13 protein-coding genes are annotated in these 15,670 nt (G+C 61.7%); 6 read left to right on the top strand and 7 right to left on the bottom strand.

From position 1 onward, the window contains the following. Positions 1–293: 293 nt before the first annotated feature. The 3 genes from gshA to BLP99_RS20240 form a co-directional block, all read right to left on the bottom strand. Positions 294–1,877, bottom strand: coding sequence for a glutamate--cysteine ligase (gene gshA, locus BLP99_RS20250; RefSeq protein WP_092181546.1), 1,584 nt, complete (start codon positions 1,875–1,877; stop codon positions 294–296). A gap of 271 nt (positions 1,878–2,148) precedes the next feature. After that, positions 2,149–2,532 (bottom strand): PaaI family thioesterase, encoded by a 384-nt coding sequence (locus BLP99_RS20245; protein WP_072397726.1) that lies wholly within the window; start codon positions 2,530–2,532, stop codon positions 2,149–2,151. Then, positions 2,532–4,856, bottom strand: coding sequence for a Tex family protein (locus tag BLP99_RS20240; RefSeq protein WP_092181543.1), 2,325 nt, complete (start codon positions 4,854–4,856; stop codon positions 2,532–2,534). Before BLP99_RS20240 ends, BLP99_RS20245 begins: the two co-directional genes overlap by 1 nt. 350 nt (positions 4,857–5,206) lie before the next feature. Between BLP99_RS20240 and ompR the strand changes: the two genes are divergently transcribed. Then, entirely contained in the window at positions 5,207–5,947 is a 741-nt protein-coding gene (gene ompR, locus BLP99_RS20235) for an osmolarity response regulator transcription factor OmpR (RefSeq protein ID WP_003186825.1), read from the top strand. A gap of 108 nt (positions 5,948–6,055) precedes the next feature. Next, complete coding sequence (locus BLP99_RS20230) at positions 6,056–7,369, top strand: ATP-binding protein (RefSeq protein WP_072397728.1); 1,314 nt, start codon at positions 6,056–6,058, stop codon at positions 7,367–7,369. Between the two features lie 71 nt (positions 7,370–7,440). Here BLP99_RS20230 and rimK read toward each other — a convergent pair whose 3' ends face one another. Next, positions 7,441–8,346, bottom strand: coding sequence for a 30S ribosomal protein S6--L-glutamate ligase (rimK, locus tag BLP99_RS20225; RefSeq protein ID WP_072397729.1), 906 nt, complete (start codon positions 8,344–8,346; stop codon positions 7,441–7,443). Then, positions 8,343–8,825: a retropepsin-like aspartic endopeptidase RimB gene (gene rimB, locus BLP99_RS20220; RefSeq protein WP_072397730.1), complete on the bottom strand. Its 483-nt coding sequence runs from the start codon at positions 8,823–8,825 to the stop codon at positions 8,343–8,345. The genes rimK and rimB overlap by 4 nt, the downstream gene beginning before the upstream one ends. Before the next feature lie 218 nt (positions 8,826–9,043). On the opposite strand from rimB, the gene BLP99_RS20215 reads away from it, so the two are divergent. From BLP99_RS20215 to BLP99_RS20205, 3 genes are all read left to right on the top strand, one after another. Continuing rightward, a complete protein-coding gene (locus tag BLP99_RS20215) occupies positions 9,044–9,448 on the top strand; it encodes an RNA-binding S4 domain-containing protein (RefSeq protein WP_072397731.1) in 405 nt (134 codons plus the stop codon). A gap of 125 nt (positions 9,449–9,573) precedes the next feature. Then, positions 9,574–10,476 (top strand): Hsp33 family molecular chaperone HslO, encoded by a 903-nt coding sequence (gene hslO, locus BLP99_RS20210; RefSeq protein ID WP_072397732.1) that lies wholly within the window; start codon positions 9,574–9,576, stop codon positions 10,474–10,476. 178 nt (positions 10,477–10,654) lie between these two features. Further along, entirely contained in the window at positions 10,655–12,196 is a 1,542-nt protein-coding gene (locus BLP99_RS20205) for a phosphoenolpyruvate carboxykinase (RefSeq protein ID WP_072397733.1), read from the top strand. Positions 12,197–12,370: 174 nt separating this feature from the next. Here the strand turns inward: BLP99_RS20205 and BLP99_RS20200 are convergent, their stop codons facing one another. Both BLP99_RS20200 and BLP99_RS20190 read right to left on the bottom strand, forming a co-directional pair. Continuing rightward, positions 12,371–12,637, bottom strand: a complete 267-nt coding sequence (locus tag BLP99_RS20200) for a hypothetical protein (RefSeq protein WP_072397734.1) — start codon at positions 12,635–12,637, stop codon at positions 12,371–12,373. Positions 12,638–13,094: 457 nt separating this feature from the next. After that, positions 13,095–14,120, bottom strand: a complete 1,026-nt coding sequence (locus BLP99_RS20190; RefSeq protein WP_092181591.1) for a S8 family peptidase — start codon at positions 14,118–14,120, stop codon at positions 13,095–13,097. Positions 14,121–14,434: 314 nt separating this feature from the next. Between BLP99_RS20190 and BLP99_RS20185 the strand changes: the two genes are divergently transcribed. Next, positions 14,435–15,661, top strand: a complete 1,227-nt coding sequence (locus BLP99_RS20185; protein ID WP_072431755.1) for a 3-hydroxyacyl-CoA dehydrogenase — start codon at positions 14,435–14,437, stop codon at positions 15,659–15,661. Positions 15,662–15,670: the final 9 nt, after the last annotated feature.

Here is a 15,670-nt window from a genome sequence, read left to right as displayed (position 1 = left end):
CGGACGGTCGGTGTTCGAGGAGACTAAATGATATAAGAATCAAGAAATAAATAACTTTTTGGAACTAGCTTATTTTCGAAAACATTTACAAGAGGTAAAGAAGTGGGCGTTGCCTACCGCTTTTGTGGCGAGGGGATTTATCCCTGCCGAGTTGCGAAGCAACCCCAGTTCAGTCGTATGCGAGCCGACTGAGACACCGAGGTGAACGTCGAGGGCTGCTTGTAGCCAACGGGGATAAATCCCCTCGCCACAAGATCATTCCCATGTAGGACATGGGAATGATGCATGGAGGGTCAGTTGCTGATCGCCAGGATGCTGGCCTGGTACGAGCCTACGAATACATCGAAGTCTCCCACCTCGTTCTGCTCCAGCTCGGCTTGCTGGGCCAGGGACTGGCGGGCAGCCTCTTCGAACGCCTGTTGCTCGGACGAAGGCAGGGGTGCGGCGCGGAAGAACTCGGCGTGGGCCTTGCTCTGGCGCAGGGAGAACTGGGCAAAACTTTCCTGGTTCTGCGCCATGGCCGCCAATATCTGGGCGGAAGGTGTCAGGGACGGATCCCGCACCTTCGCCAGTTGCATATCCAGCGCCTGGCGATGGGCTTCGCCACCCTGGCTCTGGTCGAGGAGCGAGGCCAGCGGCGAGATCTTTTCCAACAGTTCGAGGGCCCAGGCCTGCATGTCCACCGATTGGCCCTGGCGCTGCAGTTGCAGGCCTGGCTTGCGGCCTTCCTTGACGACCCTCAGGAAGTTGCTCGTGGCGTTGCCGCATTCGTTGTTTTCGAACAGCGGGCTGTCGTTGAGGGCGCAATACAGCAGGAATGCATCGAGGAACCGCGACTCGGTGACATCGATGCCCATGGGCAGGAACGGGTTGATGTCCAGGCAGCGTACTTCCACGTACTGGATACCGCGGGCCATCAACGCCTGGATCGGACGCTCGCCGGTATAGGTCACGCGTTTGGGGCGGATGTTGGAGTAGTACTCGTTTTCGATCTGCAGGATGTTGGTGTTGAGCTGGATCCATTCACCGTCACGGTGAGTGCCGATCTCGACATAGGGCGCATAGGGTGTGGCCACTGCCTTGCGCAGGCTGTCGGTGTAGCTCGCCAGATCGTTGTAGCACGGCGTCAGGCCGGCCTGGGCGTTGCTCTGGTAACCCAGGTCGCTCATGCGCAGGCTGGTGGCGTAGGGCAGGTACAGGGTGTCCGTGTCCAGTTGCTCCAACTGGTGCGGGCGGCCACGCAGGAAGCCGGCGTCCAGGGCCGGCGAAGCGCCGAACAGGTACATCAGCAGCCAACTGTAGCGGCGGAAATTGCGGATCAGCGCGATATAGGCCGACGACTGGAAGTCGCGATCACTCATTTCGGCAGCCTCGGCCTGGCGCAGCAGCGGCCAGAGCTTTTCCGGCAGGGAGAAGTTGTAATGGATCCCCGCGATGCACTGCATGGTCTTGCCGTAGCGCAGGGCCAGGCCCTGGCGGTAGACGTATTTCAGCCGGCCGATGTTCGAGGTGCCGTAGTAGGCGATCGGGATTTCTTCTTCCGCGGGCAGCGGGCACGGCATCGACGGGCTCCACAGGTATTCGTCGCCGAGCTTGCTGTAGACGAACCGGTGGATGCTGTCGAGGCTGTCCAGGGTATCGACCGGGTCCGCCAGGGCTGGCGTGATGAACTCCAGCAGCGACTCGGAATAGTCGGTGGTGATCTGTTCATTGGTCAGTGCCGAACCCAGGGCATCAGGGTGCGGCGTCAGCGCCAGGCGCCCGTCGCGCGTGACACGCAGGCATTCACGTTCGATACCGTGCAGGCACTGCTCGAGCAGGGAGAGGTTGGCGCGCTCGCCGAGCAGGGCCAGGCGGCGGTTTAAGAGGTCGCTCAAGTTGAATTCCTTCACGCGTCAGTCGCCCCAATATGGGGGTGGGCAAGGCGCTCTACAAGGGTGAGGTCAAAACTGGCGTTATCGCCTGGTTTTCGTGCCAAAAAGCTAGCCACCGCAACCCCACTGTGGGAGCGAGCCTGCGCGCGATGGCGGTGGATCAGCAACGTTGATCTTGACTGACCCTCCGCTATCGCGGACAAGCTCGCTTCCACAGGAAGGCCCGACACAGCATTTCATGGCGTCGAAATTAACCCAAGTCGATGACAGGGAGCTATAGGACAGCGAACGTGCCTTGCGCTTTTGCGACCAGTTTTTCGCCTTGCATCACGTCGGCCTCGACCACCAGCGTGCGTCGGCCGGGATGGATCACCCGGGCCGTGCACAGCACCTCGCCGTCGGACACGGCGCGAATGTAATTGATCTTGCACTCGATGGTCGCGCTCTGCTGGTCGAAGCCATGGACACTGGAGCAGGCCAGGCCCATGGCAATGTCCACCAGGCTGAACAGTGCGCCGCCGTGCAGCTTGCCGCCGCGGTTGCGCAACGGCGGCTCAAGGCCCAGGGCGACTTGCGCCACCCCGTCTCCCAGGCTCTGCAAGCGGCAGCCGAGTAACTTGAAGAATGCGCTCTCCACCAACCCGGCCGGCGCGTCCATCAGCGTTTCTTCAACTGCTTGGCGTTGGCGAACAGCGAGGCCATGGCATTGTTCGCCGGGGCCGCCGTGGCGGTTTCCTTGCGTGGCGCGGAGTGCTGCGGTTGACGCGGTGTCGAGCCGGGACGGGCTCCCCGGGCACCGTCGACTTTCTCGCCGGGCGTGTCGCTCATGCGCATCGACAGGCCGACGCGTTTGCGCGGAATGTCGACTTCCATAACTTTCACCTTCACCACGTCGCCGGCCTTCACCGCTTCGCGCGGATCCTTGATGAATTTCTCCGACAGTGCCGAGATATGCACCAGACCGTCCTGATGCACGCCGATGTCGACGAAAGCACCGAAGTTGGTGACATTGGTGACCACGCCTTCGAGAATCATGCCCGGCTGCAGGTCCTTGAGGTCTTCGACGCCTTCCTGGAATTCGGCGGTCTTGAACTCGGGACGCGGGTCGCGGCCCGGTTTCTCCAGTTCCTGGAGAATGTCGGTCACGGTTGGCAGGCCGAAGGTCTCATCGGTGAATTTCTTCGGATCCAGGCGCTTCAGGAACGCGGCGTCGCCGATCAGCGAGCGGATGTCGCGGTCGGTCTGGGCGGCGATACGTTGCACCAGCGGGTAGGCCTCGGGGTGGACGGCCGACGAATCCAGCGGGTTGTCACCGTTCATGACGCGCAGGAAGCCCGCGGCCTGTTCGAAGGTCTTCTCGCCCAGGCGCGGGACCTTTTTCAAGGCGGCGCGGGTCTTGAAGGCGCCATGCTCGTCGCGATGGGTCACGATGTTCTGCGCCAGCGTGGCGTTCAGGCCCGAGATACGCGCCAGCAGTGCCACCGACGCGGTGTTCACGTCCACGCCCACGGCGTTCACGCAGTCTTCCACCACGGCATCCAGGCCGCGCGCCAGTTTCAACTGGGACACGTCGTGCTGGTATTGGCCGACACCGATGGATTTCGGATCGATCTTCACCAGTTCCGCCAGCGGGTCCTGCAAACGGCGGGCGATGGAGACCGCGCCACGGATCGACACGTCCAGGTCCGGGAACTCCTTGGCCGCCAGTTCCGAGGCCGAGTAAACGGAAGCGCCGGCTTCGGAGACCATGACCTTGGTCAGCTTCATGGCGGGATACTTCTTGATCAGCTCGGCGGCCAGCTTGTCGGTCTCCCGGCTGGCGGTGCCATTGCCGATGGCGATCAGGTCCACGGAGTGCTTGGCGCACAGGGCGGCGAGCACCGCGAGGGTCTGGTCCCACTTGTTGTGTGGCACGTGAGGGTAGACCGTGGCGTGGTCCAGCAGCTTGCCGGTGGAGTCCACCACCGCCACCTTGCAACCGGTGCGCAGGCCCGGGTCCAGGCCCAGGGTGGCGCGAGGACCGGCCGGCGCAGCCAGCAGCAGGTCATGCAGGTTGTGGGCGAATACGTTGATCGCCTCGGTCTCGGCGTTGTCGCGCAGTTCGCCCAGCAGGTCGGTTTCCAGATGGGTGTAGAGCTTGACCTTCCACGTCCAGCGCACCACTTCGGCGAGCCACTTGTCGGCGGCGCGGTTCTGGTTCTGGATGCCGAACTGCTGGCCGATCATGCCTTCGCAAGGGTGCATCGTTCCGGGCAACTCATCGCCGACTTTCAGCGCGGAGCTGAGGATGCCTTCGTTGCGGCCGCGGAAGATCGCCAGGGCCCGGTGGGACGGTACGCTCTTGAGCGGTTCGTCGTGTTCGAAGTAATCGCGGAACTTCGCGCCTTCCTCTTCCTTGCCGGCAATGATACGTGCACTGAGGATCGCTTCCTGTTTAAGGAAGTTGCGCAGTTTTTCCAGCAGGTTGGCGTCTTCGGCGAAGCGCTCCATGAGGATGTACTTGGCACCTTCCAGCGCGGCCTTTACGTCGGCCACGCCTTTTTCGGCATCGACGAAGCGCGCGGCCTCGGTTTCCGGGGTCAGGGTCGGGTCGTTGAAAAGGCCGTCGGCCAGTTCGCCAAGGCCGGCTTCCAGGGCGATCTGGCCCTTGGTGCGGCGTTTTTGCTTGTAGGGCAGGTACAGGTCTTCGAGACGGGTCTTGGTGTCGGCCAGCTTGATATCGCGCTCCAGTGCCGGGGTCAGCTTGCCCTGTTCCTGGATGCTGGCCAGGATGCTGACGCGCCGTTCGTCGAGTTCGCGCAGATAACGCAGGCGTTCTTCCAGATGACGCAATTGAGTGTCATCGAGGCTGCCGGTCACCTCTTTCCGGTAACGGGCGATAAAAGGCACCGTGGAGCCTTCATCGAGTAGCGCGACGGCCGCTTCGACCTGTTGTGGGCGTACGCCGAGCTCCTCGGCGATGCGGCTGTTGATGCTGTCCATAAAACCACCTGACAAATTGTGAAATCAGGCCCGCCACCGCGTAGACAGGGCTCGGCGAGACTGGTTGAGCGGCCTGGCATGCGCCGCTGCCTGGGTCAAAAGGCTGTCTGTTGACCCGCGAAATTCAAAAAGTGCTGCCTGGCCTGGGAAATCATGCCGGGAATACGATCCGACATTTGCTGGCACAAAAGGCCGCGCATTATAACCAGCGTTCCGTCTTTCGGGGGCGTCGCGGTCTGTAGGCTCGATACCCGTAATTGTGGAGATAGAGGAAAAATCTGCTAACAATGCACACGGTGCGTATAACGGCAGCTAGGCCATAATGCGCGCCGAGATCAAAGGAGCTTCCTATGAGCAGCACTGCACAAACTGCTGAAGGCGAAAAAATTCTGATCGTTGACGACGATCCTGGGCTGAGCAGCCTGCTGGAGCGTTTTTTCGTCAGCAAGGGCTACCGCGCCCGTACCGTACCGAACACCGAACAGATGGACCGGCTGCTGGCCCGCGAGGTCTTCAACCTGGTGGTCCTCGACCTGATGCTCCCTGGCGAGGACGGCCTGACTGCCTGTCGTCGCCTGCGTGGCGCCAACAACCAGATCCCGATCATCATGCTCACCGCCAAGGGTGACGAGCTGAGCCGTATCAAGGGCCTGGAGCTGGGGGCCGATGACTACCTGGCCAAGCCGTTCAACCCGGACGAGCTGATGGCACGGGTCAAGGCGGTCCTGCGTCGCCAGTCGGCCCCGGTACCCGGCGCCCCGGGCAGCGAAGACGAGAGCGTGACCTTCGGTGACTATGAACTGTCCCTGGCCACCCGCGAGCTCAAGCGCGGCAATGAAATCCACATGCTCACCACCGGCGAGTTCGCGGTGCTCAAGGCCCTGGTCATGAACGCACGCCAGCCGCTGACACGCGACAAGCTGATGAACCTGGCCCGTGGCCGTGAGTGGGATGCGCTGGAGCGTTCCATCGACGTGCAGATTTCCCGCCTGCGCCGGATGATCGAACCCGATCCTTCCAAGCCGCGTTATATCCAGACCGTCTGGGGCGTGGGTTATGTCTTCGTACCGGATGGTGCCGCCAGCAAGTGATCGGCGATTTGTAGGAGCGGGTTGGCTGGTTGAAGGCTTCTTCCAGGCGACTCGCAGTCCCTCAGTGTGCGAGCATCCCTCGCTCCTGCAAGTGTGTAGCGGTTATCCATGAAAACCCCCGTTTGGTTCCCCCAGAGTTTCTTCTCCCGCACCCTCTGGCTGGTGCTGATCGTCGTGCTTTTTTCCAAGGCGCTGACGCTGGTCTACCTGCTGATGAACGAAGACGTGCTGGTGGATCGGCAATACAGCCACGGCGTTGCCCTGACCCTGCGGGCCTACTGGGCCGCCGACGAAACCAACCGGGCCAAGATCGCCGAGGCGGCGACGTTGATCCGGGTGGTGGGGGCCGGTGTGCCGGAGGGGGAGCAGCACTGGCCCTACAGCGAGATCTATCAGCGGCAGATGCAGGCCGAACTGGGGGCCGATACCGAGGTTCGACTGCGCATGCATTCGCCTCCGGCGCTCTGGGTGCGTGCGCCGAGCCTGGGGGACGGCTGGCTTAAGGTCCCGCTGTACCCTCATCCGCTACGGGGGCAGAAGATCTGGAACGTGCTTGGCTGGTTCCTCGCCATCGGCCTGTTGTCGACGGCGTCGGCGTGGATCTTCGTCAGCCAGCTCAACCAGCCGTTGAAGCGGCTGGTCTACGCGGCTCGCCAACTGGGCCAGGGGCGTAGCGTGCGCCTGCCCATCAGTGACACGCCCAGCGAAATGACCGAGGTCTACCGTGCCTTCAACCAGATGGCCGAAGATGTCGAGCAGGCCGGACGCGAGCGCGAACTGATGCTCGCCGGTGTTTCCCACGACCTGCGCACGCCACTGACCCGGCTGCGCCTGTCGCTGGAGCTGATGGGCGAACATACCGACCTGACCAACGAAATGGTCCGTGACATCGAGGACATGGACGCGATCCTCGACCAGTTCCTGGCATTCATTCGCGATGGCCGTGACGAGTCCGTGGAGGAAGTGGACCTCAGCGAACTGGTCCGGGAAGTGGTCGCGCCCTACAACCAGAACGATGAAAAAGTGCATCTGCGGCTGGAACCAATCCAGCCGTTCCCGCTACGCCGGGTATCGATGAAGCGTCTGTTGAACAACCTGATCGGTAACGCCTTGAACCATGCTGGCACCGGTGTCGAAGTGGCGGCCTATGTGTCCGGTGACACCAGCGCGCCGTATGTCGTACTGAGTGTCATGGACCGTGGCGCGGGCATCGATCCGTCGGAGCTGGAAGCCATCTTCAACCCCTTCACCCGTGGCGACCGCGCCCGAGGCGGGAAGGGCACGGGCCTGGGCCTGGCCATCGTCAAGCGTATCGCCTCGATGCACGGCGGCAACGTCGAGCTGCGCAATCGCGTCGGTGGCGGGCTGGAAGCGCGGGTGCGGTTGCCGTTGGGCTTGATGCTGCCCAGGGATGCAGTGTAGAGACAGCCACAAGCCGCGAGTTTCAAGCTGCAAGTTGGAAGCGGTGTACGCTTGCAGCTTGCAGCGGCTCTTCAGCCCTTGCCCTTTGTCCGGGTCATGTTCGGCCCGCCATTCTTTTCCAGATGCTCGATGATGATTCCCGCCACGTTCTTGCCTGTGGTGGTTTCGATGCCTTCCAGCCCGGGCGAGGAGTTGACCTCCATCACCAGCGGCCCGTGATTGGAGCGCAGGATGTCCACGCCTGCCACGGCCAGGCCCATGACTTTCGCCGCGCGCAGGGCGGTCATGCGTTCTTCCGGAGTGATCTTGATCAGGCTGGCGCTGCCGCCCCGATGCAGGTTGGAGCGGAATTCACCGGGGCGGGCCTGACGCTTCATCGAGGCGATGACCTTGTCGCCGACCACGAAGCAGCGAATGTCCGCGCCGCCGGCTTCCTTGATGTACTCCTGCACCATGATGTTCTGCTTCAGGCCCATGAACGCCTCGATTACCGATTCGGCCGCGGTCGCGGTTTCACACAGGACCACGCCGATGCCCTGGGTACCCTCCAGCACCTTGATCACCAGCGGTGCGCCGTTGACCATGGCGATGAGGTCGGGAATATCGTCGGGGGAGTGTGCAAAGCCGGTCACCGGCAGGCCGATGCCACGTCGCGACAACAGCTGCAGCGAGCGCAGTTTGTCCCGGGCGCGGGCGATGGCCACGGACTCGTTGAGGGGGAAGACGCCCATCATTTCGAATTGTCGCAACACCGCGCAGCCATAGAACGTGACCGATGCGCCAATGCGCGGGATCACCGCATCGAACCCTTCCAGCGGTTGGCCCCGGTAATGGATCTGCGGCTTGTGGCTGGCGATGTTCATATAGGCGCGCAGGGTGTCGATCACCACCATTTCATGGCCACGCTCGGTCCCGGCTTCAACCAGGCGACGAGTGGAATACAGACGCGGATTTCGCGACAGCACAGCGATCTTCATGCAACACCTGTGGCAGAGGTAGTGGACACCGGGAATACCGGCTTGTCTTGAACGTATTTGATGCCCGGGTTGACGACCAACTGGCCGTCGACCAGGGCCTTGGAACCCAGCAGCAGGCGATATCGCATGGATTTACGACAGGCGAGGGTGAATTCGACCCGCCAGATCCGGTCACCCAACGCCAGCGTAGTGCTGATCACGTAGCGCACCTGAGCGTGGCCGTTGGAACTCTTGATGGTCTTGCGCGCCACCAGCGGGGCTTCGCAGCGGCGATGGCGCAGTTGCACCACCGTGCCCAGGTGCGCGGTGAAACGCACCCACTTCTCGCCGTCGCGCTCGAAGGGCTCGATATCGGTGGCGTGCAGGCTGGAGGTGCTGGCGCCGGTGTCGATTTTTGCCCGCAGGCCCGCCACTCCCAGGTCTGGGAGCGCAACCCACTCGCGAAGACCGACAACGGTCAAATGGTCAAATGTCTTCAATAAAAACAACCTGATCAGTACGTCGGATCGTGGGAGTCCGCGAGTCGCGGTATCGCACAGGATAATCACAAAATGGCGACAGATATCTACGCACCTGTTTGCGCTTGTAACTTTCGCCGGCAAACCGGCGTGGCGCGCATTCTATCTGTCAGGCCGGATTCGTGCGCTCGACAAAAACGGTAGTACAGTTCTGACTATCGGTAGAGAGAGGAATTGCAGTGGCACAAAAACAGGAAGAGGACGACAAGGTCCGTCTCGATAAATGGTTGTGGGCGGCGCGATTCTACAAGACCCGTGCCTTGGCCAAGGCTGCGATCGAAAGTGGCAAGGTCCATCACCGGGGCGAGCGCTGCAAGCCCGGCAAGGAGCCACGCATCGGCGACGAATACGTCATTCGCACCGGGTTCGATGAAAAGACCGTGGTGGTCGAGGCCTTGTCGATCGTGCGGCGTGGAGCACCTGAAGCGCAGGCGTTGTATCGTGAAACCGAAGCCAGCATCGCCAGGCGCGAGGCCGCCGCCGCGCAGCGCAAGGCCGGTGCCCTGGGCGTCAGTACCGATGGCAAGCCGAGCAAGAAGCAGCGCCGGGATCTGTTCAAGTTCCGGGGAAGCAATAGCGAATAGAAGAGGTCGGCAGCGGATTATCGGGTGGATGCTGTGCATACCGTCCGGCGCTTTGCTTGGAAGCCACCCGGAATGGCCATAAAATGCCGCCCATTCCTTTGCCATCACCTCAGATACCAGATCTCATGACTGATTTACCGGATAACGATTGCACCCAACGTTTCATCTTCGATGACAGCGACGCCCGAGGCGACCTGGTGGCGTTGGAGCGCAGTTACGCCGAAGTCCTTGCCAAGCACGCCTATCCGGAGCCGGTCGCGCAATTGCTCGGTGAGCTGATGGCGGCCGCGGCACTGTTGGTGGGCACTTTGAAGTTCGATGGCTTGCTGATTCTCCAGGCCCGCTCCGAAGGCCCGGTGCCTTTGCTGATGATCGAGTGCTCCAGTGAGCGCGAGATCCGTGGACTGGCCCGCTATCACGCCGAGCAGATCGCCCCCGACGCCACCCTGGCCGACCTGATGCCCAACGGTGTCCTGGCCCTGACGGTCGACCCGACCCAAGGCAAGCGCTACCAGGGTATCGTCGATCTTGACGGCGCCACCCTCGCCGAGTGCTTCACCAACTACTTCGTCATGTCCCAGCAGACCAACACGCGTTTCTGGCTGTACGCCGACGGACGGCGCGCCCGTGGCCTGCTGCTGCAACAATTGCCCCCCGATCGCATTCGTGACCCGGAGGAGCGTGACGCCAATTGGGAGCACCTCACCACGCTGGCCAATACCCTGACTGCCGATGAGCTGCTGGGTCTGGACAACGAAACCGTCCTGCATCGCCTCTACCACGAAGAAGCCGTTCGGCTGTTCGACAGCCTGCCGTTGCGCTTCCGTTGCAGTTGCTCCCGTGAACGATCAGGCAATGCGCTGGTCAGTCTGGGTCTGGAAGATGCGCAGCAGCTGGTGATCGAGCATGGCGGCGCCGTCGAGATCGATTGCCAGTTCTGTAATGAACGGTACTTGTTCGATGCGGCGGACGTTGCGCAATTGTTCGCCGGAGCGGGTGTCGGGTCGCCGTCAGATACTCGTCACTGAAACGGTTCAGTTCAGGTAAATCTCCTGGCAAACGACGGTTTTACGCCGTACTGACGGGAGGGCCCTACTTTTTTTGGGCTTTTCTGGCATAATCCGGCGCACTTTTTTCGGGTAGTAGTGCGCGACTTCCTACTACAAAACGTTTGGAGCACTCGGCCACGGGCCGATGGGGAATCTCATGACGCAAGCCAATAACACCGTGTACACCGATCTGAGTGTCGATGATCTGGTCAAAGAAGCCCTGAATCGCGGTGAAGGCGAGCTTGCCGATACTGGCGCGCTGGTTGTCCGTACCGGTCATCGTACCGGTCGCTCGCCAGCCGACCGTTTCATCGTAGAAGAGCCGAGCACCCAGGACGCCATCGCCTGGGGCCCGATCAACCGCAAATTCCCTGCCGACAAGTTCGATGCCCTGTGGGCTCGCGTCGAAGCGTTCAACAACGCTCAAGAGCATTTTGTCTCCCACGTTCATGTAGGCGCGTCCGACGAGCACTACCTGGCGGTGAAGATGACCACCCAGACTGCCTGGCAGAACCTGTTCGGTCGTTGCCTGTTCATCAACCCGGCCCAGTACAACCCCGCTGGTCGCCAGGAATGGCAGATCCTCAACGTCGCCAACTTCGAATGCGTGCCCGAGCGTGATGGCACCAACTCCGACGGTTGCGTCATTCTCAATTTCGCGCAGAAGAAAGTCCTGATCGCCGGCATGCGCTACGCCGGTGAAATGAAAAAAGCCATGTTCTCGGTGCAGAACTTCCTGCTGCCGGCCGCTGACGTGCTGCCAATGCACTGCGCCGCCAACATCGGCGAAGAGGGTGACGTGACCCTGTTCTTCGGCCTGTCCGGCACCGGCAAGACCACTCTGTCCGCCGATGAAAGCCGTTACCTGATCGGTGACGACGAGCACGGTTGGGGCGAAGGCGTGGTGTTCAACATCGAAGGCGGTTGCTATGCCAAGTGCATCGACCTGTCGGAGAAGAACGAGCCGGTAATCTGGAAAGCCATCAAGCACGGCGCCGTGCTGGAAAACGTTGTGTTGGATGAGGCCAAGAAGGCTGACTACGCCGACGGCAGCCTTACCCAGAACAGCCGCGCAGCCTACCCGCTGGAGCATGTCGAGAAGCGTTCGGCGAAAAACCTCGGCGGTGAGCCTAACGCCGTGATCTTCCTGACCTGCGACCTGACCGGCGTACTGCCGCCTGTCTCGATCCTCAGCGAAGAGCAAGCGGCCTACCACTTCCTGTCCGGCTACACCGCACTGGTGGGCTCGACTGAAATGGGGTCGGGCAGCGGCATCAAGTCGACCTTTTCCACCTGCTTCGGTGCACCGTTCTTCCCACGTCCGGCCGGCGAATACGCAGAACTGCTGATCAAGCGTATCCGTGGCTTCGGTTCCAAGGTCTATCTGGTCAACACCGGCTGGACCGGTGGTGGCTACGGCGTCGGCAAGCGCTTCAACATCCCGACCACCCGCGCGGTGATCGCAGCGATCCAGAGCGGCGCGCTGGTGGGTGCCGCAACCGAGCACCTGGACATCATCAACCTGGACGTGCCGCTGGCCGTTCCAGGCGTCGAGACTGGCCTGCTGAACCCACGCAATACCTGGGCCGACAAGGCCGCCTACGACGAAGCTGCCAAGGCGCTGGCTGGCCTGTTCATCGAGAACTTCAAGAAGTTCGAAGTGAGCGATGCAATCAAGGCTGCCGGTCCACAGTTGTAAGGCCTGGTTTGCGAATGAAAAAGCCGCCCCTCATGGGCGGCTTTTTCATGGCCGCTATTTGTCCAGCGCCTGGAGAAGTGAATGTCTCGACGGCTGCTCCGTGGTTCAGGGAGATGAAGATCGACTCTGGCAGGGGCTTCATCAAGGGGGGAGGAGACCTGGTGACTATCCGGCTCAACGCACTCTTTGCCGCACGACTTCGAGCATTTGGCTGCCGTCCTGGACCAACAGGTAAAGGGCGTGAACGATGCTGGGGATATCCTTCACATCGGCGTGCTTGAAGCACAGGCAATGCAGGGTTTCGAGCAGGTCGCTGGATGCCCGGATACGTTGGGCGGCGGCATCGCAGAGTTGCTGGAGATTGGCCTCGGTGTCGATGACCATGGCCGGTGTGCTGTGGAGCTGCTGGTACCGCTCGCAAGGCGGGTTGGATACTTGCATTTGAGCCTCTTCGGTACGATTTTGGAATCGTGTGGGGACTATAGAGAGCCCCGATCAGGTACCGCAATATGGCTTGGAGGGACGGGATGTGTAGGGCGTTTACCACCGTCTGAAGTCCAGTTTGATGCGCTTGCCTGGTTTTCTTCGATCCGTCCCCATTCCCCTTCGACAATCATCCCGTGCCTACCCATGCGCCGTAGGACCACCGTCGGAAGCGGTAGGCTACTTCCGACGATGCTGTCAAAAACGTCCACCGTATCAGGTGTCAGCTAGCCAGGGGCCTCGCAGAAAATCAGTCGGGAGGAAGCCGCCCAGGACATTGTGATCGGGGCCTCAAGGATCGCAAGCATTGGTACTTCTTCGGGAAGCTTCGTGCATGCGCTCAGGAACAGGCATGTGATGACAGCGATGTGGCGGGTCAATGTGTGCGGCATGGTGGTCTCCTTATGGAGTTCGATCATTCAACCATCGTTTCAGGGGGGCGTCGGGAGGCTGCGTCGAGGTCCATCAAGCCCCTGCCATAGGCTTCCTGGTTGGCGTAGACGCCCGTGCGGTTGGCGGTTGCCAGCAGATGGTCGCGCACTTGTTGCGCACTGAGCTGGGGATACAGGCTGTGCAGAGCTGCCAGTGCGCCGCTGACCATCGCGGTCGCCGGCGAGGTGCCCGCGGTTTGTACGTAGCGACCGTTCTTGCCCACCGTGAGCAGCCCGCGTCCTTCGCCGACGTCGCCGCCGGGCACGGCAATGCACCAGGCGGCCGCGACCCCGCAATAGTTGGATTTGCCGTTGATGGCACTGCCGTCGTTCTTCAGTGCAACCACCGCGATCCAGCCTTTTTCCAGTTCGGGCAATGCCACCGGCAATCCGGGTTCGGCCAGGGGCTGGCGCTTGAGTTCGTTGCCGGTCGGGAAGACAAAGACGGCTCCGTCCTGCACCAGCTTTCGAGCGGTGGCCAGGGCGTCCGGCATGACCTGGTTGTAACGGGCTTCGTTGATTTCAGTCGCCGGAATGGCGTTGGCCCAGGCGTTATTGAACAGGCGAGCGCCTTTGTCGAAGCCGCTTTGCCAGGATCGGGCAATTTGCGTGTCGAAGAAGAAAGGCTCGTTGTCGTCGCCGAAACGAAAGGGGATCAAGCGGGCGTCGAATGCGATGCCGTGCATGCCCTGGCCGTCCTTGTTGGCGGCGAGGATGCCGGCCATCTGTGTGCCATGACCGATACGGTCAAGGGTGCCGGGACGGTTTTCGACATGATCGAACCCGGGGTCGGCCAGCCTGCCCTCGAATTCCTTCTGGCGGGTGTCGAGCCCCGAGTCGATCAAGGCAACGACCGTATCCTTGCCAGTACCGCCCCGGGCGTAGAGGGCGGAAGCCTTGACCGCCGCCAAGCCTCGCTGGGCATGATATTCCGCTGTTTCGAAAACGCCCGGATCGGTGTCGGTGCGTTCAGCGACGGTCAGGCAGCCCGTCAGCGACAGGACTGACATCACGAACAGGGCACGTAAGGTGAGCGATAAGGGTGACAATGGTTCGTTCCTTGAAAAGTGTCGTGGGCGCCGGGCTTCCTGCCCGGCGCATGCATGAAGTGAAAAGGCACCTTAACGTGCTGGTCTCGTGGGAACGAGGCATCAGAGTGCCCGGATTTGTATCTCTTCGTGGCGATCTCCGGCGCGTTTGTGCAGGGTGCCCAGCAAGCCGCATCCATCCGCTGAATGCCCGCCATCACACGAATAAATTTCAAAAAGATTCAATGCCTGACTAAGGTGGAGGCTGTCTTTGGATCGCTGACAAGAGAACAGACATGAACCAGACACCCTTCGATATTCAGCGCGCCGCCGTAGTGGGTGCAGGTACCATGGGCCGTGGCATCGTGATGTGCCTGGCCAATGCCGGCGTGGCGGTACAGTGGGTCGACAATAACCCGCAGATGCTTGAGCAGGCGCTGGCTGCGGTGGCCGAGACCTACGCCCATAACGTACGCCAGGGACGTCTCGAACAGGCTGAGGCCGATGCGCGGGTCGCCCGGGTGACACGGGCCGATGACTATGCGGCGATTCGTGAGGTGGACCTGGTGATCGAAGCCGTCTACGAAAACCTCGAACTCAAGCAGAAGATCTTTCGAGACCTGGATGCGTTGCTCAAGCCCGAGGCCATCCTGGCAAGCAACACCTCGGCGCTGGACATCGACGCCATCGCGGCCGCCACTCAGCGGCCCACCCAGGTGCTGGGCCTGCACTTCTTCAGCCCGGCGCACATCATGAAACTGCTGGAGATCGTACGGGGCGCCCAGACCTCCAGGGCGGTCCTGGACGCGGCCCTGGCCCTGGGCAAGCGCATGGGCAAGGTCAGTGTGATCTCCGGCAACTGCCATGGGTTCATCGGCAACCGCATGCTGCACCCGTATGTGCTGGAGGCCCGCAAGATGCTGCTGGAGGGGGCGTTCCCTCATCAGGTCGATGCGGCGCTACAGGGCTTCGGCTTCGCCATGGGGCCGTTCCGCATGTACGACGTGGTGGGGATCGACCTGGAGTGGCGCGCCCGGGAGCTGGCGGGCAAAGGCCAGGACGCGCCCGAAGTGCAGGTGGATAACCGATTGTGCGAGCTGGGGCGGTTCGGGCAGAAAAGCGGCAACGGTTACTATCACTACGAGCCGGGTAGCCGGCAGGCCGAGCATGACGTGGAAGTGGATGCGCTGGTGCAGCGGGTCAGCGAAGAGCTGGGTTTCCAGCGTCGCCAGATCGGCACCGAGGAGATTCTCGAGCGTTGTCTCCTGGCGCTGGTCAACGAAGGCGCGAAGATCCTGCAGGAGGGCATCGCCGAGTCGGCCCACGATATCGACCTGGTGTATCTCAACGGCTATGGTTTTCCAGCGCAAAAGGGTGGGCCGATGGCCTGGGCGGATGAGCAAGGGCTCGAGGATATTCACGCGCGCCTGCTCGAACTCGAGACGAAGCAGGGGGATCATTGGCAGCCCGCGCGCCTGATCGGGGAGCTTGCCGCCCAGCACAAGGGGTTTGCGCAGCGGTAACCGCATCGC

Origin of the sequence: Pseudomonas sp. NFACC32-1 (assembly GCF_900101215.1) — a bacterium.
Lineage (GTDB): Bacteria > Pseudomonadota > Gammaproteobacteria > Pseudomonadales > Pseudomonadaceae > Aquipseudomonas.
The sequence above is the reverse complement of the archived record's forward strand: the minus strand, read 5'-3'. Positions and strand labels throughout refer to the sequence as shown.

Bases quoted from the DNA above. Each gene is read 5' to 3' on its own strand.
- BLP99_RS20245 (WP_072397726.1), bottom strand. From the start codon at position 2,532: ATGGACGCGCCGGCCGGGTTGGTGGAGAGCGCATTCTTCAAGTTACTC.
- BLP99_RS20240 (WP_092181543.1), bottom strand. From the start codon at position 4,856: ATGGACAGCATCAACAGCCGCATCGCCGAGGAGCTCGGCGTACGCCCA.
- ompR (WP_003186825.1), top strand. From the start codon at position 5,207: ATGAGCAGCACTGCACAAACTGCTGAAGGCGAAAAAATTCTGATCGTT.
- BLP99_RS20230 (WP_072397728.1), top strand. From the start codon at position 6,056: ATGAAAACCCCCGTTTGGTTCCCCCAGAGTTTCTTCTCCCGCACCCTC.
- rimK (WP_072397729.1), bottom strand. From the start codon at position 8,346: ATGAAGATCGCTGTGCTGTCGCGAAATCCGCGTCTGTATTCCACTCGT.
- hslO (WP_072397732.1), top strand. From the start codon at position 9,574: ATGACTGATTTACCGGATAACGATTGCACCCAACGTTTCATCTTCGAT.
- BLP99_RS20205 (WP_072397733.1), top strand. From the start codon at position 10,655: ATGACGCAAGCCAATAACACCGTGTACACCGATCTGAGTGTCGATGAT.
- BLP99_RS20200 (WP_072397734.1), bottom strand. From the start codon at position 12,637: ATGCAAGTATCCAACCCGCCTTGCGAGCGGTACCAGCAGCTCCACAGC.
- BLP99_RS20190 (WP_092181591.1), bottom strand. From the start codon at position 14,120: ATGTCAGTCCTGTCGCTGACGGGCTGCCTGACCGTCGCTGAACGCACC.
- BLP99_RS20185 (WP_072431755.1), top strand. From the start codon at position 14,435: ATGAACCAGACACCCTTCGATATTCAGCGCGCCGCCGTAGTGGGTGCA.